At 52.5% G+C, this 21,949-nt stretch carries 18 protein-coding genes and 1 pseudogene; 6 read left to right on the forward strand and 13 right to left on the reverse strand.

From position 1 onward, the window contains the following. From R6U67_RS02440 to thiD, 4 genes are all read left to right on the forward strand, one after another. On the forward strand, positions 1-819 hold an 819-nt coding region (locus R6U67_RS02440), incomplete at its 5' end, for a cell division protein FtsQ/DivIB (protein WP_410251078.1). 6 nt (positions 820-825) lie between these two features. After that, positions 826-1,020 (forward strand): hypothetical protein, encoded by a 195-nt coding sequence (locus tag R6U67_RS02445; protein ID WP_410251079.1) that lies wholly within the window; start codon positions 826-828, stop codon positions 1,018-1,020. Positions 1,021-1,217: 197 nt separating this feature from the next. Continuing rightward, positions 1,218-2,486 (forward strand): cell division protein FtsZ, encoded by a 1,269-nt coding sequence (gene ftsZ / locus R6U67_RS02450; RefSeq protein ID WP_068788871.1) that lies wholly within the window; start codon positions 1,218-1,220, stop codon positions 2,484-2,486. Between the two features lie 3 nt (positions 2,487-2,489). Beyond that, complete coding sequence (gene thiD / locus R6U67_RS02455; protein WP_410251080.1) at positions 2,490-3,326, forward strand: bifunctional hydroxymethylpyrimidine kinase/phosphomethylpyrimidine kinase; 837 nt, start codon at positions 2,490-2,492, stop codon at positions 3,324-3,326. A gap of 84 nt (positions 3,327-3,410) precedes the next feature. Here the strand turns inward: thiD and pstB are convergent, their stop codons facing one another. The 7 genes and pseudogenes from pstB to R6U67_RS02490 form a co-directional block, all read right to left on the reverse strand. Beyond that, positions 3,411-4,244, reverse strand: a complete 834-nt coding sequence (gene pstB / locus R6U67_RS02460) for a phosphate ABC transporter ATP-binding protein PstB (protein WP_410251081.1) — start codon at positions 4,242-4,244, stop codon at positions 3,411-3,413. Between the two features lie 95 nt (positions 4,245-4,339). Next, positions 4,340-5,239 carry a phosphate ABC transporter permease PstA gene (pstA, locus tag R6U67_RS02465; protein ID WP_410251082.1) on the reverse strand — a complete coding sequence of 300 codons (900 nt, stop codon included), beginning with the start codon at positions 5,237-5,239 and terminating at the stop codon, positions 4,340-4,342. 32 nt (positions 5,240-5,271) lie between these two features. Further along, entirely contained in the window at positions 5,272-6,246 is a 975-nt protein-coding gene (gene pstC, locus R6U67_RS02470; RefSeq protein ID WP_410251083.1) for a phosphate ABC transporter permease subunit PstC, read from the reverse strand. A 69-nt stretch (positions 6,247-6,315) separates the two neighbouring features. Then, positions 6,316-7,407 (reverse strand): phosphate ABC transporter substrate-binding protein PstS, encoded by a 1,092-nt coding sequence (pstS, locus tag R6U67_RS02475; protein WP_410251084.1) that lies wholly within the window; start codon positions 7,405-7,407, stop codon positions 6,316-6,318. A gap of 186 nt (positions 7,408-7,593) precedes the next feature. Then, positions 7,594-8,445: a prolipoprotein diacylglyceryl transferase gene (lgt, locus tag R6U67_RS02480; RefSeq protein WP_410251085.1), complete on the reverse strand. Its 852-nt coding sequence runs from the start codon at positions 8,443-8,445 to the stop codon at positions 7,594-7,596. 166 nt (positions 8,446-8,611) lie between these two features. Then, positions 8,612-8,836: pseudogene (locus R6U67_RS02485) on the reverse strand (transposase); the annotation flags it as partial. A gap of 104 nt (positions 8,837-8,940) precedes the next feature. Next, on the reverse strand, positions 8,941-11,067 hold the full coding sequence (locus R6U67_RS02490) for a PAS domain S-box protein (RefSeq protein WP_410251086.1): 2,127 nt from the start codon (positions 11,065-11,067) through the stop codon (positions 8,941-8,943). 217 nt (positions 11,068-11,284) lie between these two features. On the opposite strand from R6U67_RS02490, the gene R6U67_RS02495 reads away from it, so the two are divergent. Beyond that, entirely contained in the window at positions 11,285-11,446 is a 162-nt protein-coding gene (locus tag R6U67_RS02495) for a hypothetical protein (RefSeq protein ID WP_410251087.1), read from the forward strand. Here R6U67_RS02495 and R6U67_RS02500 read toward each other — a convergent pair. The 3 genes from R6U67_RS02500 to R6U67_RS02510 all read right to left on the reverse strand — a co-directional run bounded on the left by R6U67_RS02500 (position 11,433) and on the right by R6U67_RS02510 (position 15,244). After that, the gene (locus R6U67_RS02500) at positions 11,433-12,317 is read right to left on the reverse strand and encodes a transglutaminase domain-containing protein (protein WP_410251088.1); all 885 of its coding nucleotides are present in this window, start codon (positions 12,315-12,317) and stop codon (positions 11,433-11,435) included. The two genes, R6U67_RS02495 and R6U67_RS02500, sit on opposite strands and share 14 nt — an antisense overlap. 195 nt (positions 12,318-12,512) lie before the next feature. After that, on the reverse strand, positions 12,513-13,517 hold the full coding sequence (locus tag R6U67_RS02505; protein ID WP_410251089.1) for an alpha-E domain-containing protein: 1,005 nt from the start codon (positions 13,515-13,517) through the stop codon (positions 12,513-12,515). 284 nt (positions 13,518-13,801) lie between these two features. After that, positions 13,802-15,244 (reverse strand): circularly permuted type 2 ATP-grasp protein, encoded by a 1,443-nt coding sequence (locus tag R6U67_RS02510; RefSeq protein ID WP_410251090.1) that lies wholly within the window; start codon positions 15,242-15,244, stop codon positions 13,802-13,804. A gap of 222 nt (positions 15,245-15,466) precedes the next feature. Here R6U67_RS02510 and R6U67_RS02515 point away from each other — a divergent pair, with 222 nt between their 5' ends. Next, positions 15,467-15,847, forward strand: a complete 381-nt coding sequence (locus R6U67_RS02515; protein ID WP_410251091.1) for a hypothetical protein — start codon at positions 15,467-15,469, stop codon at positions 15,845-15,847. Between the two features lie 28 nt (positions 15,848-15,875). Here R6U67_RS02515 and R6U67_RS02520 read toward each other — a convergent pair whose 3' ends face one another. The 3 genes from R6U67_RS02520 to R6U67_RS02530 all read right to left on the reverse strand — a co-directional run bounded on the left by R6U67_RS02520 (position 15,876) and on the right by R6U67_RS02530 (position 21,944). Beyond that, positions 15,876-16,520, reverse strand: a complete 645-nt coding sequence (locus tag R6U67_RS02520) for a ribonuclease HII (RefSeq protein ID WP_410251092.1) — start codon at positions 16,518-16,520, stop codon at positions 15,876-15,878. Next, the gene (locus tag R6U67_RS02525) at positions 16,517-18,709 is read right to left on the reverse strand and encodes an Rne/Rng family ribonuclease (protein ID WP_410251093.1); all 2,193 of its coding nucleotides are present in this window, start codon (positions 18,707-18,709) and stop codon (positions 16,517-16,519) included. The genes R6U67_RS02520 and R6U67_RS02525 overlap by 4 nt, the downstream gene beginning before the upstream one ends. 667 nt (positions 18,710-19,376) lie before the next feature. Next, on the reverse strand, positions 19,377-21,944 hold the full coding sequence (locus R6U67_RS02530; protein ID WP_410251094.1) for a TIGR03960 family B12-binding radical SAM protein: 2,568 nt from the start codon (positions 21,942-21,944) through the stop codon (positions 19,377-19,379). Between the last annotated feature and the right edge of the window lie 5 nt (positions 21,945-21,949).

Here is a 21,949-nt window from a genome sequence, read left to right on the forward strand (position 1 = left end):
CCCCATCCCCTACACCAACGCCGCCGCCGTCTGCGTAGTCGCCGACAACGCAAACGAGTCGGAAGCCTCTGGCGGCTGTTAATTGTCGGCAGTGCCGCCGCCGCCTCGCTGTGGTTCTTTTCCCATCCCAACTGGGTCGTGCGTAGCCCCGAGGACATCAATATCCAGGGCAACCAATGGCTACCCGATCCCCTTGTGCATCAACATCTGGCCATCTCCTATCCCGAAACCTTGCTGCAACTGAATCCTCAGGCGATCGCAACCCGCCTCGAAGCCAACTTACCCATCACCGAGGCCCACGTAAACCGGCAACTCCTACCACCACGCCTAATTGTCCATGTTCAAGAACGCGCTCCCGTTGCCGTGGCCCTCTTACCCCCCCAAACCGACGCGAATGGCGTTATCCAAGAACAAATCGGCCTCCTCGATACCCAAGGCCTCTGGGTTCCCCTAGACAGTCAAGATCTATTTACCCAACTTCCCCACCTGCCGAGTTTACGGGTTCGTGGTTCCAGGCAAATTTACGAATCGTCCTGGCCGCGAGTGTACGCCGCCTTAGAAGCTAGTCCCCTACAGGTGACCGAAATTGACTGGCGCGATCCCAGCCGTGTTATCCTCCACAGCCGCGAATTAGGAGAAGTGCATCTCGGTAGCCTCGGGGAAAACTTCGAGGCCCAACTCGCGGCCCTCGATCGCCTGCGAAATCTTCCCCAAGAGATCGACCTCAACGACGTCGATTATATCGACCTACAAAATCCCGAGGCTCCCTACGTACAAACCCGAAGCCCTAGCCCCAGTCCGTCAGCGTCGGGGGATTGAATGGCCTTGCCAGTTGTTGGTATGATGGGGTATTCTCCGGTCGAGTCGGCGTTGTTTATCTCCTCAATGGGGCGATCGCACGCCCTCAAAACTCGGGTCTTGAACCGGCAACATCCTTACCTAGATATTTCTGAGTTCAAAGACGGAGGCAACCTCTTAAAAATGTTAAACTTCAGACGGATTCGCTCAAGACTCCAATAACCCATCCCTTGATGTCGGTGTTTCCGTCGCCGGTCGTGTCGTAGCAGGTCTTTCGTCCCCGAACTGTCCTTCCCAAGCTGAAGCCAGCTTCTCGGACTCCCTCAAGACGCGATCGCTCCAGATTCCTTGCACCGTACTGTTGACGTTTCTGTTGCCGAACCTCGAAACTTCTTGTTAACTGATTTCGCTCGATTCCAATGACCTCAAACAGTCAACTCGCGTCGCATCCAACCCCCCCTTCTGAGGGACAATCAAATTTTCCAGCCGCCGCAGATAACCCCAACCCCTTCGGCAACGCGGGCTTGTACGGAGAGCGTACTGAGGACCGACGAGTCCCCGAGGAAAACCCCAGTCCGGCGGACATTCAGCCGAGTAATGTGGCCAAAATTAAAGTGATCGGCGTCGGGGGCGGCGGCGGAAACGCCGTCAACCGCATGATTGCCTCGGAACTCTCGGGTATTGAATTTTGGACCGTGAACACGGATGCCCAGTCTCTGGTGAACGCCACCTCCGCCAGACGGATGCAAATTGGCCAAAAAATCACCCGTGGCCTCGGGGCTGGGGGAAATCCTGCTATTGGTCAAAAAGCCGCTGAAGAATGCCGCGACGAACTCATGGCCGCCCTCGAAGGGGCTGACTTGGTCTTTATTACCGCCGGGATGGGCGGTGGTACGGGAACCGGGGCCGCCCCCATTGTGGCTGAACTGGCGAAAGAAGCCGGGGCCTTGACGGTGGGAATTGTCACCCGGCCCTTCCTTTTTGAAGGCCGCCGCCGCTCGGAACAGGCCAAACAAGGGATTGAAGCCCTACAAAGTCGGGTGGATACGCTGATTGTGATTCCCAATGACAAGTTGTTGGCAGTGATTCCTGAACAAACCCCAGTGCAAGAAGCCTTCCGCTACGCCGATGAGATTCTGCGTCAAGGGGTGCAGGGGATTTCGGATATTATTACTATCCCTGGCTTGGTGAATGTTGACTTTGCCGATATTCGCGCGGTGATGGCTGATGCGGGTTCCGCCATGATGGGGATTGGCCAAGGTTCGGGCAAGTCTCGCGCCCGAGAAGCGGCCGCCGCTGCGATTTCCTCGCCTTTACTTGAAGCCTCTATTGAGGGCGCTCAGGGGGTCGTCTTTAATATCACCGGCGGCATGGATTTAACCCTCCATGAAGTTACCGCCGCCGCTGAAACCATCTATGAAGTGGTTGATCCCAACGCCAACATTATCTTTGGGGCCGTTTTGGATGAACGGATGCAAGGAGAAGTGAAAATGACCGTCATCGCGACAGGCTTCTCGGGGCAAAGTCAGGGCTATGATGCGAATCGTATGGCCCAAGCCCCGGAACCGACGCGATCGAGTGATTATATTCCTCCTGCACCCCGAGATCCGGTGGGATCTCCACCCCCTCGCTTTGGGGTGGGCCTCGATATTCCTGAGTTCTTGCAACGGCGGCGGGGACGGGAATAGGCTATGGTGCAGGCTTCGCCGCAAGCATCTGTTAAGATTCCGGTGGCCCTGACCATCGCTGGTTCGGATAGCGGTGGCGGGGCCGGGATTCAGGCGGATTTGCGGACGTTTGCCTTTCACTGTGTTCATGGAACCAGTGCCATTACTTGTATTACAGCCCAAAATACCCTCAGTGTGACGCGGGTGGATGCCCTGCCGCCGGAGAGCGTCATAGCACAAATGGATGCTGTTGTCAATGATATTGGCGCAGATGCTATCAAAACGGGGATGCTACTCAATGCTGAGATTATGGCGGTGGTGGCCGATCGCTTGCAAGAGATTGACTGCGATCGCCTGGTGGTGGACCCGGTGATGGTCTCTCGCACGGGGGTCTGTCTGATTGACGACGAGGCGATCGCCACCCTGCGCGATCGCCTGATTCCCCAAGCCAGCATCCTCACCCCCAACCGCTACGAAGCCCAAATTCTCGCCAAGCAAGAGATTCATACCCTCGACGACATGAAAGCCGCCGCCGAAACCATTTTCAAACTCGGCTGCGGTGCGGTATTAATCAAAGGAGGCGGAATGCGCGGTAAACTCTGCGGCGTCGATGTTTGGTTCGACGGTGATACCCTAGAGGTCCTCTGTACTGAAACCGTGGGAACCCATCACACCCACGGAACCGGCTGCACCATCTCCGCCGCCATGACCGCTAACTTGGCCCTCCATCACACTCCCCTTGAAGCCACCCAAGAAGCTAAAACCTATCTGACCCAAGCACTCCATCATTCTCTCGCGATCGGCGAAGGTCAAGGTCCTGTGGGTCACTACTTCCCCCTACTCAAGTCCCCGAAGGACTAATAAAGGGCAAAAAATTGCAGACAAAAAACCGTAGGGGCGAAAAATTTTTCGCCCCTACCCCCAAATGATGCTGAAAAAACAAGATTAACCGAAACGACCACTCACATAGTCCTGAGTTTCCTGACGAGCCGGATTGTGGAAGATTTTAGTCGTTTCATCATATTCGACTAAATAGCCCACCTTATTGCCCTTCTCAGTCGCCTCAGCATTATAAAACGCCGTCAAGTCCGACACCCGTGAGGCTTGGTGCATATTGTGGGTCACAATCACAATGGTGTATTGCTCCTTGAGTTCATGAATCAACTCTTCAACCCGCATCGTAGAAATGGGGTCTAACGCCGAACAGGGTTCATCCATGAGAATCACATCCGGCGAGAGGGCGATCGCCCGCGCAATACAAAGCCGTTGTTGTTGTCCCCCAGACAGGGCCGTACCACTCTCCTTGAGCTTATCTTTCACCTCATCCCAAATCGCCGCCTTGCGCAGCGACTTTTCAACGAGTTCATCGAGATCGCCCTGATACCCGTTAATCCGCGCACCGAAGGCAATGTTCTCAAAAATAGACTTAGGAAACGGGTTGGGTTTTTGGAACACCATACCAATGCGACGACGGACCGACACCGGGTCAACGGACTTAGCATATAAATCCACGTCGTAGAACGTAATTTTTCCCTCGACTCGTGCCGTCGGAATCAAATCATTCATACGGTTGAAGCAGCGCAAAACCGTACTTTTACCACAGCCTGACGGACCAATAAAAGCAACAACGCGGTTTTTAGGGATTTTTAAACTTACCTCCCGTACCGCTAAATTATCACCATAAAAAACATGAAGATCCTCAGTTTTTAGAGCCGCATCGGGCGACATCGCTTGGGAATCTTTGAACGATTGAGATTGATGGGAAGAATCAGAAACCATGAGAAAAAATACCTCGAAAACAAAACAACAGGGTGAGAGCCTTGGGGACTGCCGCACGTATTTAGATGCTCACGGCAGCACAACTGAGCCATTCCCTAAACTTTCTTCGACCGGATAAAAATACGACCGAGTAAGCTACTAATCAAGACAATCACAATCAAAACCAAGGCAGCCGCCCAAGCCAGTTCTTGCTGTGCCTTGTAGGGAATAATGGCAAAGAAATAAATCAGTACCGGCAAGGTCGCAACCGGCTCAGCGGGATTCGTTGACCAAAAACTATTATTAAAGGCTGTAAAGAGTAGAGGTGCAGCTTCCCCCGCCGCCCGTGCGAGCGCCAAAACTAACCCCGTCACAATTGCCGGTAACGCCGCCGGGAGGGTAATTTTCATAATCGTTTGGAAGCGTGTTGCACCAATGCCAATGGCCGCTTGTCGCATTTCACTCGGGACAAGAAGCAGAGATTCTTCCGTAGAACGAATGACAATGGGCAACATCAAAACTCCAAGGGCAACTCCTCCTGAAAACGCGGAAAAGTACCCCAGAGGAACAACCACCACCGCATAGGCAAACAGCCCAATTAGAATCGCCGGAACCCCTGTTAGTACGTTGGCGGAGAACTTGATGAGATAGGCCACGCGCGTCCCTCGACCAAATTCAGCCAGATAGACCGCCGCTAGAACGCCAATCGGAAAACTAATAGCAGCACCGAGGCCAAGGGTCATGACGCTACCGATGATAGCATGACCCACTCCACCTTCTGTTAAACCGGGCGGCGGGGGAAGTTCGGTAAATAACTCCGGCCCCATGCGCGAGAAGCCTTTGTCAAAGATATTAATCAATAACAACAGCAGTGGAATGATCAGGAGTGCTGAACAGATTCCACTGACAATTGTGAGAACTTTCCCGAGCAAGGCCCGGTTGCCACTAATCGCAGCAGAGGTTAAGTCTGGGACTTCAAAGGATGAATCGTTGGTGGTTTCTGGAAGACTCCCCATAGGACGTTTCAGTAAAAGTACAGGAAATTGGGTTACTCAATGTTTTGATAACGACGGATAATCAATTCCGCAAAAACATTGACCAACAGCGATAAAATCATCAACACCACCCCGGCATACATCAAGGCGGCCACCTGGTCGCGACCCGCTTCGCCAAACTTGGAAGCAATCAACCCCGTAATCGTGGAGCCTGGCTGTAAAATCGAAACGTTAATGCGGTTGGCATTCCCGATGAGCATGGCGGCCACCATGGTTTCACCTAAGGCTCGCCCCATGGCCAACATGATGGAGCTAATAATACCCGAGAGTCCTGCCGGAATCATAACCCGGAGGATGGTTTCCCAGCGAGTTGCTCCTAAAGCTAGAGAGCCTTGACGCAATTCGCTCGGTAACACATCAAAGGTACTGCGGGTTAAGGAGGCAATAATTGGGGTAATCATTAAGGCGAGAACCAACCCCACCAACAACACATTATTGCCTCGGGGAACCTCACCGCCGAAAATGGGAATCCAGCCTAAGGTATTGTTGAGAAAGCGAAAGAAGGGGCGTAGGGCTGGAATCAGCACAAAAATCCCCCAGATTCCCAAGACAACACTGGGAATGGCCACAATTAACTCAATGGCAAAGGCGATGGGTGTGCGAATATATTTAGGCACAAAATCTTCCGTTAAGAAGACGGCTGTGCCAATCCCTACGGGAACGGCCACAATTAGGGCAACGATGGTCGTGACGAGGGTTCCATAAATCTGCGGTAGAACGCCATAGACATCATTGACGGGATCCCAGGTTGTGCTGACCAGAAAACCCAAGCCAAAGGTTTGCATAGCCGGCGTGGCGGTAATGGCTGTTTGCAAAATAATCCATAGTAACACTGCCCCAGAGCCAACAGCCAAACAAAGGGTTAGCCCCCAGAACCCGAGGTCGAGAATTCGGGCCGTGGAAGCGCGTTTGTAGATATCGAGGGATGGGTTAGGACTCGCGAAATCACGGTCGGTTCCTGAAGTCATAATGATCGTTGGGACGATGAATAAATAGGCTGTCCCCGGTTAGGATGCCGGGGACAGTTCGGGGTCATGTTAACCGGCATCCACGGCGTCGAGTTCCTGTTCGATCCGATCAACGAGGCTATCGGGCATGGGAACGTAGTAAAGTTCTTCGGTGATGGCCCGGCCTTCGGGGCCTAAGGTCCACTTGAAGACTTCTGTCATGGTTTCCCATTTTTCGGCATCGTCATATTCGCGATAGACCAGCACCCAGACCAAACCGGAGATGGGATAGGCATCGGGGTGCGGGGGATCGGGAACCGTTAGGTTGAAGTCGTCGGGAACTTCAACGCCCTCAAAAGCGAGGGACGCATTAGCCGGCAGGGGATCGGGGTAGTTACCCGATTGGTTTTCAATGCGGGCAACGGGCAGTTCGTTCAACTGAGCGAAGGCGTAGGAGACATAGCCCATGGCACCTTCGTTTTGGGAAATGCTAGCGGCAACCCCTTCGTTCCCTTGACCGCCAATACCCACGGGCCAGTCAACTGAGGTTCCAGCGCCGGAGGTCCAGTCAGAGCAAACGGTGTCCAGGTGATTGGTGAAGACAAAGGTAGTCCCGGAACCGTCGGAACGGTGAACCCACGTAATGGATTGATCGGGTAAGTCTACCCCTGGGTTATCTCCGGCGATCGCCGGATCATTCCAGTTATCAATGGAACCATTGATGATACCGCAATAGGTTTCGCGAGAAAACTGGAGTTCTTCCTCAACGCTGGGAAGGTTATAGGCAAACACGACGTAGCCACCCACAAAGGGAAGCTGGAGCGGTTCGTAGGGATAGTCGGCCCGGAAGGATTCAAGGCGATCGCCTTCGATGGGAGCTTCACTGGCTCCAAAATCCACGGTTCCGTTGATGTATTGTTCAAGTCCGGCACCACTGCCGACGGATTGATAGCTGACTTGGACGTTGGAGTCTACTTCTCGGTTGTAGGTATCAAACCAACGCTGAAATAAGGGCGCCGGGAATGTCGCTCCCGCACCACTGATGGTAATAGTTCCACCACCGCCACCTGGACCTTGTGCAGCTTGATCGGGGTCGGGGGGTTCCCCAGTCCCACAAGCGGTGGTTAGTCCGGCGGTCAGCGCAGCCAGTGCGCCGAGGAAAACACGTCCCTTAAAAACCATAACGTAATCGACTCTCTCTGTGATTTAACCAATGGTGGCGCGATCGCACATTCGTCGCCAGAGTAGATTCTATAGATACCAGGTGAAGATAAGGTTAAGGTCTGCCCTAAATTTGACAATCCACCATGACTGGCAATCAGTCGGGAATTGACCTAACCCATCAGCCGCTAAGGTTTGGCACAATTATCATCGGTCCTGGGGAGAAACCACATCAGGTAAGGGTCTGCCCAAGGAATACAGCCAAACTAACCCCAAACTTCCCAAAACAATGCCGGCCAAACTCACCAGTTGCGCCACACGCAGGGGACCCAACATGAGGCTATCCATTCGCAGTCCTTCGATGAAAAAACGCCCCAGACTATAGGCAATTCCATAACTGAGGAAAAGGGTTCCCGGTTTGAGAGCCATTTTCCCCCGTTGGCTTTGCACAAATAGCCACATCAATAGAGCAAACACCAAGAGATTCCACAAGGACTCATAGAGAAAGGTCGGGTGGAAATACGATTCTTGCAGATATTGAGCCGGACGCATGGCTGGCGGAATGTACAGCTTCCAGGGTAAGTCTGTGGGTCGGCCAAAGGCTTCGGAGTTAAAGAAGTTACCCCAGCGACCAATCGCTTGTCCGAGAATAATCGAAGGGGTAATCACATCGAACAGCCGCCAAAAGGAAATTTGTTGTCGGCGAGCAAAGATTAGCCCAGCTAGAACGCCGCCGATGATGCCCCCATGAATGGCAATTCCGCCGCGCCAAATGGCAAAAATTTGACCGGGGTGATCGGCGTACGCTTGCCATTGGAAGAGAACATAATACAAACGGGCCATAGGAATTGCCCCGAGCAATCCCCAAATGGCAAAGTCTCCCACTAATTCAGGGTTTAAGCCTCGTTTTTTCGCCAGAAATTGGGCCAGGGTGACCCCAATTAAGACGGCACTGGCAATGAGAAATCCGTACCAACGGACGCTTAGGGGGCCAAGCTCAAACAAAATCGGGCCTGGCGAAGCGAACTGAAACGCCAAAAGACCACGTAAACACGTCATGAAATTGCCTAGATCCAAAAAATTCAGGGTGGGTGACTGAGCGAACAGGTTACAGGTCCCAACCCGCCCGTCCATCATAAATCAAATTGTGCCGTGGCGATCGCCCCAATTTTCCTTGAGAAATCGATCTAGAGGGAATCGGGTCTCTCGGACTGATCATGGGTCGGATCTTGAGGTGAGCTTTCCCTAATAAAGCCCTGGCTTTGGCTCTATGGTTAGACCCCTTTACCTTGCGGCTAACTCTTCTTTGGGACTGCTTTAGCTTCGCCTCCCCTACCCGGTCGAACCGGGGGTTGTCAGCTTTGCTCCCTTGCGAGTCAGTGTAAAAGCTTTCAATCCCCACATCTAGTCCAATCGTCCTGTGAGTCGGTTCAATGTTTTCACGTCGATCAGTCGGGGCGAAAAATTTTTCGCCCCGACAATTTTGTATATTCTGTAACAAACCCCACCGTAGATCCAGAAGACCCATTAACGATTATCCATATCCTGGCATACTTAGCGTATCAATTGATCCGATGGGGGGGCGAGGTGTTGGTTGAGCAATTCCGCCAGGCGATCGCAACTGACGGGTTTGGTGAGATAGTCATCACAACCGGCATCGAGACAGCGTTGGCGATCGCCCGGCATGGCCAAGGCGGTAATCGCAATAATCGGGATTCGAGGTAAATCGCTCCTGTTGCGAATTTCTCGGGTTAAGGTTAAACCATCGAGTTCTGGTAAATTAATATCCAATAAAATGCCATCAGGGCAATGATCATCTAGCCAGGCTAAGGCTTCATAGCCATCATTCACGCAATGAACCTGATAGCCCCAAAACTCCAAAATATCCTTGAGCAATAGGGCATTATGGTGATGATCTTCAACCAGGAGTAACGAGGATGCCACGACTGGGTCTGACGGGGCCAGTGCTGTTCCCCAAGCGGCTTCAGAATTGGCGGTTGCGGGTTCCCCAGCGTCTCGGGGTAAGACAATTGTAAACTCACTGCCTTGGCCCGGACTCGAGCGACAGGTGACGGTTCCTCCATGAAGTTCAGCTAATTTACGAGTTAAGGCCAAGCCTAATCCCGTCCCTTCATGATTGCGAGCGAGGGAACTATCTAACTGCTGGAACGGTTGAAACAACAATGATTGCTGCTGTTCGGGGATGCCAATTCCCTCATCGCGAACGGTGAGATAGACATAAGTCTCATCATCTGTGACCACCAGGTTGACGCGAGTTCCCGACTCAGAGAATTTGATGGCATTCGACAATAAATTTAAGAGCATTTGACGTAACCGCAACTCATCTGCCAAAACTCTCACCTGGGAATGAGTTGACTGCAAATGGATCTGGATATCTTTGATTCGAGCCTGTTCACTCATTAAGGCGATCGCCTCGTTACAGACTTTGAGAGAGGAAATGGAAGTCAAGGATAATTCGATTTTTCCCGCCTCGACTTTAGACAGATCTAAAATATCACTAATGAGTCTTAACAAATGCTGTCCGCTTTCGTGAATCCGTTTAACATAAACTCCTTGTTTTTTGTTGAGATCACCAAAGAGCTTTTGTAACAGGAGATTGGAAAAACCCAAAATTGAGGTTAATGGTGTCCGTAACTCATGAGACATATTGGCTAAAAACACGGATTTTAGACGACTGGCTCGTTCCAACTCCAAGTTTTTAATTGCCAGTTCAGATTGACTCCGTTTTTGCTCTGTAATATCTCGAAAAATAAGAGAAATGGTATCAATAGGAGCAAGGCGATCGTCCTCCATTCGCTCCGATAGATTCCGCTCTCCTCGCATGATCAAGCCGACAGAAATCAAGGCTGGGAAAGATTCCCCAGTTGCCCGCTGGCAGGTCACTTCCCCACTCCAACCGAGTTGCTCATTCGAGAGAGCTTGCTCGACGAGCCACTCCATCGAAACTGGAGCATATTCGGGATAAAACAAACGATTTTTCTCACCAATTAAGCTATTCTGTTCATAGCCAAACATACGAGCGCTTGCTGTGTTAGCATAGACGATTGTGCCATCAGCCGTCGCAATAATTGTACTATCATAGGCTGAATCCACCGCTTTCATAAACATCTGGAGTTGGCGATCGAATTGTTTGCGCTCCGTAATATCTCGCGCAATGCCTAAGCCACCAACTAACACCCCCTGTCGGTAAAGTAAGCGTCCATTGACTTCTAAATCCCGCCGGGTTCCGTTAGCCGTTTGCACTTGAAATTCAAAATCTTTTAACTCACCCGTTTGAAGCAAGGTGTTAAACGCTTCTGCCGTTGCTTGGCGAGAGTCTGGGGCAATAAAATCCAAATAACATTTGCCATTCCAGCCTTGAGGCGCACAGCCGAGTAACCGCTCACCATATGAGTTCATGAATGTCAAGCGCCCCTGTAAATCGACGGCATACACCATATCGTTTGCCGCTTCAAGATAAGCTCGGAAGAGTTGACTATCTAAGTCAAAGTGGTCATCGTCTCTGTTGTCCTCATTATCCAATACATTAGGAAACCTTGAGCCAGCTAAACTATCAGCAACGCCCCCCAGATCTGCGTCGGAACTTTGGCGATCGTGTAAGGCTCGTTCTAGTTCGGCTACGCGACGACGTAGCTCATGATTTTCACGTTCGAGGGACATAAATTTTGTACCAGCTCAGTTAAGGGATGGCAGCTCACTAAAGAAGGAACGGCAGATGCGATGACTCAAGGATACTCTGACTCAGATTAGGGGAACGCTCAAGACCGCCGTGAAGGGGAATCAGGAAAGACAAGAGCCAGTCGGCCATAGGCTGTGTATGGGGAACAACAACAATGGTAAAACACTGAGGTTAGGGGAGGTTGGCCGATGCGATCGAATGTACATCAAATGTACAGCATCGTTTGGGGCCTATGGAACTGTAGAGGGATTGCCACCAGGTCGCCGCCTCTCGATCGCAAATCAAGAGGCGGTAGAGGCCATGGTTAACGGCTTAGCAATTTGGGCAACGGGTGTGGCTTTCCCCGTCAGCTTCGGTTGATGGTGATCTGGGTTTCTAAGGTCGTGTTGAGGGGTTGACCGGTTTCCCAGACGGGTTGCGTGGGGGTCACAGTTCCCTCGATGGGAGCCGCATCACGGGGATAGGGACTGGCGGCCAGACTAATATGTCCATCAGCGACAGCTAAGCCGTGGGTGGGATCGTAGCCTCGCCAACCAGCACCAGGAAGATACACCTCAACCCAAGCATGAAGGTCATAATGGGTTTGGTCTGGATCTCCTTCCTGATAGCCACTGACAAAGCGAGCCGCCAGTCCCACGGCTCGACAGACGGCGGCGAATAACACGGTGACATCCCGACATGAGCCTCGTTTGTTGCGCCAGGTTATCCCTGGGGTTTGCGGGTCTCCTTCAAGACGGGTGACGTAATCACATTGGCTATAAATCCGCTGATTGAGATCATGAAGAAAGCGTATGGTTTGGTTGTCGGACAGATGCAACAGTTCCTCGGCCAGTTCGACGGCGATGGGGTCGCCACCTTGGGGCACAATGGTGGGAGGATCGAGGTAGGGGAGGAGTTGCGATCGCAGGGAACTGGGATAATCGATGGGTAGGCGATCGGCCCCGTCTTCTAGGAGATACTCAAAGGGATTGCGTTGCAGCGTTTCAACCCGTGCTTGAGATAAGATCTGGAGGTCTTGGCTGGGTTTATCGAACCAAAGTTTAATTAGAGCATTACCATCGAGATCCACCACCTGCGATCGCCCCAAGGGTTTTGGCGTCACCTGGAGTTGATAATCGAGAAGAGTTTGCCAACCATGACTGTGAGGCCGTAGGCGAACCCAATGGGGTCGCAGGAACACACTCTGGTTATAACGATAGGTGCTAAGGTGCTGAACGTTAAATTGGGTCATGGTCGAGAAAATAAAAAGATTTACGTTCAACCGAGAAAGGGATATCAATACCCCGATCATATCGGATCAGTCCCAGGAATCAAATCGAAACCATAACACGATTGGCTAATCACTAATACTACTTAAACTGCTTGCTACCTCATCCTTGCCATCTCACCCTTGCCATCTCACCCTTGCCATCTCACCCTTGCCATCTCACCATTGCAAAGTTTGAAATTGCCGATTGACTGGAGGTGCAGAGACCAACGGTGCAAGGCTAAAAAAGGTTGCCGAAATTTGGTCATCTACAGCATTCAACTCTCGTTGAAAGCCATCGAGAAATTCATGAAGTCCATTATCAATAATATCTTCGATGGTGATATATCCCAACTTGGCACAAAGCTGGCCCAACGACCGTTCTGCGCCATTACACCAGGTTCCCACAGGAGTCCCAGTAATCTTATGCAAACAGTGTTCAGCTTCTTGAACACAAAAACTAATTGAACGGGGAAATTCCCGATTGAGAATCATAAACTCAGCCACCGTTGCTGGAATAATTCGATGTTGATATTTACGATACATCTCATAAGCACTAGCAGACTTCAAAAGAGCAATCCATTGAATCTGGTCTAAAGGCGTTCCCACTAATTTAGCCGACGGCAAGAGAATATAGTATTTAACATCCAAAATTCGAGCCTTTTTATCCGCTCGTTCAATCAACCGTCCTAATTGCCCAAAATACCAACCCTCATTATGGCTCATGGTGGCATCCATCACACCGGCGAAGCGGTGACTGGCAAATTTGACATGAAAAAACAACTGTTGAAACAAATTATCAACATTGTGATGACCATTATTCAGGGCCGCATCTTTCACCATGTGATAGAAAGTGTTGACTTCCTCCCACATTTCTGACGAAATAATCTCACGAATTGAACGAGCATTTTCTCGGGCAGAGCGTAAACAGGATAAAATTGAGTTGGGATAATTCACATCAAAAGTAAGGAACTGAATCACATTTTCAGCCGTTGCCTCACCATAGTGTTCCTCAAAAAACTTGAGATCGCCCGTAGTAACCACCAGTGGCTTCCATTGCTGATTTACGCCGGAGGGTAAATCAAGCATCAAATTGAGGTTGACATCGATGAAACGAGCGACATTTTCGGCTCGCTCAATGTAGCGGTTCAACCAATAAATGGAATTTGCAACACGACTTAGCATGGTTTTCTCGTTACTCCTTAAGGTCTTCGTTTTTAATCGAGGTTTAATCGAGGTTTAATCGAGTTTTGATTGCTATTTTATCTATCAACCATGACTCTTTATGGGTCTTCAGAGTTCAGGGTGACAAGGAAAAATGATAGCAGATTACATCCGCTGCTGTCGGGGCGAAAAATCCCCTCCCAGGAGGGGTTCGGGGTGGGTTCCCCTAGCATTTGCTATTCAATGCAACCCATCACACCATATCTCCTGAAAAACCCTTTTTATCACAATTATTTTTCTCCCCTTCAATCCGTCAAAACCCAGGTATCTTTAGCACCGCCTCCCTGAGATGAATTAACGACTAATGACCCTTCTTTGAGGGCAACTCGGGTCAATCCACCGGGGTGAACATAAACGTCATCACCGCGATGAAGAATATAGGGACGTAAATCAACATGTCGTCCAGCAATCTCGTTGCCCTCTCCGACTAATGTGGGAACCTGCGATAAACAAATGGTCGGTTGAGCAATATAGTTACGGGGATTGGCTTGAATTTTTTGGGCAAAGGCCGCTCGTTCTTCTGCGGTCGATTGAGTGCCGACCAGCATTCCATAGCCTCCGGCTTCGTTGGCAGATTTAACGACTAACGTCTCTAGGTTTTGTAAGACATGGTCTCGGTCTTGCTCTCGCCAACAAAGATAGGTGGGGACATTGGGTAAAATCGGATCTTCGCCGAGGTAATAGCGAATCATCTCGGGGACAAAGGCGTAAACGACCTTATCATCGGCGACGCCGGTTCCGGGAGCGTTGGCTAGGGCCACTCGTCCGGCCCGATACACGTCCATGAGTCCGGGAACCCCCAGTAACGAGTCGGGGTTGAAGGCTGTCGGGTCTAGGAAGATATCATCGAGACGACGATAGACGACATCAACTCGCCGGGGTCCTTTGGTGGTCCGCATTTGCAGGTAGCCGTCGAGAACCACTAAATCTCGCCCTTCGATGAGTTCAACCCCCATTTGTTGGGCGAGGAAGGAATGTTCGTAGTAGGCGGAGTTATAAATTCCGGGGCTGAGAACGGCGACGGTGGGGTTGGGGAGTTGTTGCGGGGCTAGGGAGAGGAGCGTTTCGAGGAGGTGACTGGGGTAGTGGTCAATGGCCTGCACGGCCATGGTTTGAAAGACGCTGGGAAAGGTGCTTTTGAGGACGCGGCGGTTTTCGAGGACGTAGGAGATTCCCGAGGGAACTCGTAGGTTGTCTTCGAGGACGTACCATTGTCCGTCACGATCGCGTACCAGGTCCGTTCCGGTAATATGACACCAGACGCCACCGGGGGGATGTAATCCGATACAGGGTTTGAGAAATCCTGGGGCGGATTCGATGATATGGCGGGGAATGATCCCGTCGTTGAGAATCCGTTGATCGTTATAAATGTCGTCGAGAAACAGGTTCAGGGCTGTGATGCGTTGTTTGAGTCCTGGTTCGAGTCGTTTCCAGTCTTGGGCGGCGATGATGCGGGGGATAATATCGAAGGGAAAGACTTTCTCGATGCCTTGATTGTCGCTGTAGACGTTGAAGGTCACCCCCAGTTTAAATAGGGCAATTTGGGCGGCTTCTTGCGATCGCCGCAGGTCTCCGGGCTGTAATGTGTTGATCCAGTCAATGAGGGGTTTCGCGGAGGCTCTCGGTTCTCCTTTGCCCGCGAATAGCTCGTCATAATATCCGGTGGGGTCGTAGGTCTCTAGCTTCACAAACGGCTCTCCTGCACCTTAAGCTCTCTTATCTCTAGCATTGGCTGAAGCTTCCTTCTCGACTGTAGCAAAGGCTACAATCGAGTTTTGAGATCTGAATTTCTAATCTTAATTTACTGCACAAATCATGGGAAAACTGACAAGAAAATGTCTTAAAACTTAACAGAAAACCCGGATTGGTATCGGTTAAAGTGGAGCTAAAACAGGATAATCGGTTAAATCATGATGTTACATCGATTGACCTTAGCGGCCCTGTTGGGTCTCTCGGTTCCGGCCTTGGTGGATGTGGTGGTAGAGCGGCCCGCGATCGCCCAATCACAACCCATCGGCACGTTTCAGGATGATGCCTGGGAAGTCTCTCTCTCGATGGCCCATGGTGAATACTACTATCGCGGCCGCGCCCGGGGTAGTTCGGATGTCCTCGAACTCTGGAATGTTGAGTTGGGAGGAACCCCCTCTCGCCGTGTCTATCGTTGGTATAACGGAAATTATACGTATCAAATCGTTTGGCGGCCCGCCGATCCTGATTTCATCCGCCTCCAGGTCTTTGAGGATGATGTGGAACTGCTCAATCGCCTCTTAGAACGGAGTCGGTTTCGCTAGTCCAATTCGCTAGGCCAAAAGCTGACTGTCACTCGATGAGTCGAGATTGTTTAACAGACGGCGGAACTTGCGCACGACAGGGAGCGAAGGACAGACGATGGTGGGGAGACACGCCAAAGGCCTGTAACGCCTGGCGGTGGGCGGCGGTTCCATAGCCTTTGTTGGCGGCTAAATCGTATTGGGGATAGGTTGAAGCTAAACGGAGAATTTCGGCATCCCGCCAGACTTTGGCCAGGATACTGGCGGCGGCGATCGCCATCTCGCGGCGATCGCCCCCCACCACCGTTTCTTGGGGAATCGGTAACTCCCGAATTGCCCGATTGCCGTCAATTAAACAGCCGTCGGGGGCGATCGTCAAGGCTAAAATTGCCCGTTTCATCGCCAACAAACTCGCGTTAAGGATATTTAACTGGTCAATTTCAGCTACCGTTGCTTGAGCAATTTGGACCTCAAGGGCGATCGCGCGAATCTCCTGGGCCAACTCCTCCCGTCGTCGGGGACGCAGTTGTTTACTATCAGTCACGCCCAATTGAGCCAAGGTGCGCCCTTGTTCGGGCGTGATCAGCACCGCCGCCGCAACGACGGGGCCAAATAAGGCCCCTCGTCCCACTTCATCCACCCCAGCCACCCGCTCCCAGGAGGAGCGAGATGGCAGATTAAGCTCTAAGGTCACGAGTCAGAACTGGCCGAGGAACGACGACGGCGGCGGCGAGTGGTGCGAGACTTACTGCGGCTGCTACTACTCGTCTCGGGAGACTCCGCCTCCTGAGTTTTAGTATCAGCGGTCTTGTCCGTCTCGCTAGCCGTGTCCTGGGAGGCTAACGTAACCGTCGAACGACTTGAGGGTTGACGGTCTGACGTCGTGTCAACCTCCGGCGCGGGACTCGACGGCTTTACCGGCGACGCTTTCTCGGCTTTCTCTAAAGACCGTACCGGCCCATTCCCCGTTCCTTCACCGGGATTGACCACATGAATTGTGGCGGCTTTAGGATTCTTGGGAAATTGGCCGAGCTTAACACAGGGCGAAATCCCCATCATGGCATAGACTTCCTGCTCCTGGGGGGTCATCTCGACCGTAATCACTTCCGAGCTATCCTCGGATTTGCTCTCGCGAGAGCTGCGGCTGCGGCTAGGTTTCTCCTCATCTCCATCGTTGTCCTGACGGGAGTCTGGCGTGGAGTCGACCGTGGGGCGATCGCGACGAGACTCTTGAGATGACTCTTGAGATGACTCTTGAGATGACTCCTGAGATGACTCCTGAGATGACTCCTGAGATGACTCCTGACGGCCCCCACTCGACTTCGCCTGTTCCTCAGCATGAGCTTTAATATCAGGACTAGCAAAACGTCGGCGACGACGACGGCGAGTTGTTCCGTCCCCCATTTCCTGATAACTCGGATGATGAATCAGATCGATTTCCGGGGTATCCCCCTCCGTATCCGAGAGGGTATCTGAGGCAGGGTCGAGGCGACTGGGGCTGCGATCGCGTAATCTGGGACTACTATCACGCAAGCGAGGCGCAGGCGTATCCCCATTGCGAGGAGAACTGGTCGTCGAAGACGATTGAGATTGGCCCTTGCTCGTCTCCGAGGTTGCCGTGCGGGCCACCTCCACCGTCCGCACCGACTCCTCACCCGGAAGTTGAGCTAAATGGCCTAACCCCGTACAAGTCGGACAGGGTTCACTAAACAACTCATAAATATTTTGACCTTGGCGTTTGCGGGTTAACTCCACCAACCCCAACTCAGACAACTGAGCAATCTGAGGACGGGCCTTATCGGCGGCCAACTCCGTATTAAACTGCTCCAACACCTTCAACTTATCGTGGCGCGAGTCCATATCAATGAAATCGATCACGATCACCCCGGCGATATTACGCAGGCGCAATTGACGGGCAATTTCCACCGCCGCTTCGCAGTTCGTCCATAACACCGTCTCCCGCGAGGTGGCCGAACGAGTAAAGGACCCCGAGTTCACATCCACCACCGTTAAGGCTTCAGTGGGTTCAATAATGATATAGCCCCCCGACGGCAGATCCACCCGAGGTTTCAGGGCTTCGCGAATGGCCGCATTGACCCGGAAATACTCCAAAATTGGCTGAGATTCCCGGTGATGGTCAATCGAGACCGACAAATTCTTGCCATCATTCCAGGAGGCCAAGTTCTGCTTGACTCGTTTTAGCCCACTGGGGGAGTCCACGACAATCCGGTTGACATCGGTGTTGTACATATCGCGCAACACCCGTTGAATGAAATCATCATCCCGGTTCAGCAAGGTTGGTTCGCGGGTGGTGTTGTACTCTTCGAGAATCACCTCCCATTGTTTTTGCAGCACCTCTAAGTCTTCGATGATGGCATCTTCGGCCACCCCTTCGGCTTCGGTTCGCACCAACAATCCCATTCCGGCGGGTTTAATCAAAATCGCCAAGGCCCGCAAGGTATTGCGTTGCGACTCACTGACAATGCGGCGAGACAGATGCACGCCTTTACCAAACGGCATCAGAACCAAATAGCGACCGGGAAGGGTAATATTGCCTGTTAACCGGGGGCCTTTATTCCCCGTGGGTTCCTTCATCACCTGAACCAGAACCTTCTGTTTCGGGGTCAAGAGTTCGGTAATGGCACTTGAAGAGCGTTTCAGCCGCAGCGGCCCGAGGTCTGTCACGTGCATAAAGCCGTTGCGCTCAGGATCTCCGATGTTCACGAAGGCGGCGTCAATTCCGGGAATCACGTTTTCGACGGTTCCCACATAAACATCACTCACTTGGTGAGTTCCAGTGGCAACCACCAGCTCCTGGATTTGATCTTCAGAAAATACAGCAGCAATCCGATGCTGCTCGGCGATAATAATTTGCTTGGGCATTCAATTTCCTCAAATTTTTTAGAGTTTTGGAGGTTAAAGGGGTGGGGCGCTCCTCCGGGAGATTCGCAGCGATGAAAGCGTCGGCGGGGAAACGTCACGTTATCCCGAAAAACTCGATGCTTTCGATCGACGAAGACAGTCTAGTCCTGCAACATCGTTGGCGTTGACAGCAGTTCCTCACGTTTGATCAGCTTCCGCAAGAGCGATGGGAAACCGGAGCATACCGGCTTGCTTCTGAATTGGACGTTTGGGAAAAGACTGGAGTGGGGAACATCTGTACAGGCAAACCATCTGATTATCACCAACGACGTTGGGCAAATGGTCTTCAGCCTGAGCGCGTAACGATCGCAGTGAGGGGCTGCCGTATCCTCCGACATCGACCTCTGACGGCGTCTCTCAAGGGTGCCGTTAACGCTGACCGTAGACCGAACCGACGGGAGTTAGCCAGACTAACGAGTCCCAGTCAGAACCGCCCATCTTTTTTAAACCTACGGGTTGTTATCCTTCGCACGGGTCTAACTCGCATCCCCCAACGGTCAAAGTTGGGTGTCTTGGGGCTGACAAACCCGACGCGATAGTTGAGTACGAATTTGTACTTTACCCCCCACTATATCACGTTTTTTCCTGGCTTTTGTGTTGGTAACTATCTCAGCCAATACTTTGGCCCCTACGGTGTTTCCGGGCGAAAAATGAGCCGTTGACGATGCACATGCTGGTTTTCGATCTCGACACCGGAGACGGCTTCGAGCATTTCCACCACTTGGGATGGCCGCAACAGCGTCCCATCGTTACGACAACTTCCTTCATAGGCAATGACGGCTTGATCGGGATGGGACGAGTCTACATAGTCTAGGGCAAACAGTCGTTCTCTGAGGTTAATGGCCCGAATTTTTCCAGATTTGCTGCGATGTTCGCTCCACAGTTCTGAGGCCTGGTTCACCGCGTCAACCCACGTGGCCCACTCTCCCTGGGGACTGGCCAAGGTCAGTTGATATTGGGCGCGTTCTAAGACTCGGGTGGCGGCTAAGCCTTTGACGGGGACAACCTCGACCTCGTAGATGGGCATTTGCGGCGGCAATTGCTCCCGTAACCGCTGTTTAAATTCCTCGGCATCGAGGGGTTCGGTGAGGTCAAATTCCACCACTTCCCCGTCGCTGGTGGCCCCGAGTTGCAGGGCGTTGGCGGGGGAGATGCGGGGACTGGGGTGATAGCCACCGCTGAAGGAGATGGGCAGGGCCGCTCGACGGATGGCGCGATCGAGGAGACGGGCAAAGTCTAAATGGCCAATTAGGGCCATGTCGCCGAGTTTGCCCATGCGAACCCGCAGCCGCTGTTCGCGGTGGGTGTTGGGTTTGAAATGACCGACGAAGTGGGGGATGGGGGGAGGCGTTTCGACGATGTTATGGCCAAAGTCGGGGGTACATACGCCGCAGTGGGAACAGCCTTCATAGGCACAGTCGGGAACGGTAGCGGCTTCGAGGGCGCGTTGTAGGTCCTGTTTGAGCCAGGTTTTGTCGATGCCGGTGTTGAGATAGTCCCAGGGAAGGGGCGCATCGAGGGATTGGCTGTTATCGATGTTGCCCTGATCGTCTTTAAAGAGATTCCATTCTCCGGATTCGACTTGGCGATATTTCCAGGTTAGGCCGGATTCGTCGATCGCCACCTCCCAGGCTTGATAGGCGCGATCGAGGCTTTCCCACCAAGCATCCATCCCGGCCCCGAGTTCCCAGGCGCGGCGAATCACAGGACCTAGACGGCGATCGCCCCGGCCCACAAAGTCCTCCATGGCCGAGATGCGAACGTCGGTAAAGTTGGCTTTAACGCCCCGCATTCGCTTAAATTCTTGCCGCAACAGATCTTGTTTGCGTAAAAACTCACTCGTCGAGACACTATGCCATTGGAAGGGAGTATGGGGTTTAGGGGTGAAGTTGGAAATGGTTAAGTTGATGTGAAAGCGTCGCCGTTTCTGACTGCGACATTCTTGTTGCAACCAGCGCACGGTTTCGGCAATACCGATGACATCGGCATCCGTTTCACCAGGAAGCCCAATCATAAAGTAGAGCTTCACTTTGTCCCAACCTTGCTCGTAGGCGGTTTTCACCCCCCGCAAGAGTTCTTCGTTGGTGAGTCCTTTGTTGATGATGTCCCGCATCCGCTGGGTTCCGGCTTCGGGGGCGAAGGTTAACCCCGATTGACGGGTTCCGCCGATGATATTGGCGATGTTCTCGTCGAAGCGATCGACCCGCTGGCTGGGCAGAGACAGGGAAATGTTATCGTTTTGTAAACGATTCTTGACTTCCATGCCCACAGCAGGTAAGGACAGATAATCGGAACAGCTTAGGGACAACAGAGAAAACTCGTTATAGCCCGTGGCCCGCATCCCTTTTTCGATGGTATTGACCACCTGTTCCGGGTTCACATCTCGGGCGGGCCGAGTCAGCATTCCCGGTTGACAGAAGCGACAGCCACGGGTGCAACCCCGGCGAATTTCCACGGTGAGGCGATCGTGGACGGTTTCGATATAGGGGACCAAGCCGATGGAATAGGCGGGCATTGGGGGCGCAACCCGCCGCAGGACTCGTTCCGGGACTTGGGGATGATTGGGGCGGACTGAGCCATCCTCAGCCATGTCGTAAAACATGGGGACGTACACGCCGGGAACCTGGGCTAAGTCGAGTAAGAGGTCTTTGCGGCTCAATCCGGCTCGTTTGGCTTCTTCGATGACGAGGCCGATTTCCGGTAGCAGTTCTTCGCCATCGCCGAGGGCCACGAAATCGAGAAAGTCGGCGTAGGGTTCCGGGTTGGAGGTGGCGGTTTGTCCACCGGCGAAGATCAGGGGGTCTTCGAGGCCACGACTGAGACGTTCGCCCCAGGTGAGGGGAATCCCGGCTAGGGTCAGCATTTCCAGGATATTGGTGGCCCCGAGTTCGTAGCTGAGGCTAAAGCCGAGAATGTCAAACTCTTTGAGGGGGCGATGGGCCTCGACGGCGAAGAGGGGGGTGTCCGTGTCCCGCAACTTTTCGATCAAGTCCATGGCCGGGAGGTAGGCGCGATCGCACAGTTGGCGGGGCTGGGCGTTGAGAATACTGTAGAGGATGATATGTCCTAGGTTGGACGCACCCACTTCGTACACTTCTGGATAGGTCAAGACCCAACGCACTTCGGCATCTTGCCAGGATTTACGCACGGCTCCGAGTTCGTTACCGAGGTAACGAACTCGGAGCCGTGCGTAAATCCTGG

The sequence above is a fragment of the Sodalinema sp. genome (assembly GCF_046483825.1).
Taxonomy (GTDB): Bacteria; Cyanobacteriota; Cyanobacteriia; order Cyanobacteriales; family Geitlerinemataceae; genus Sodalinema.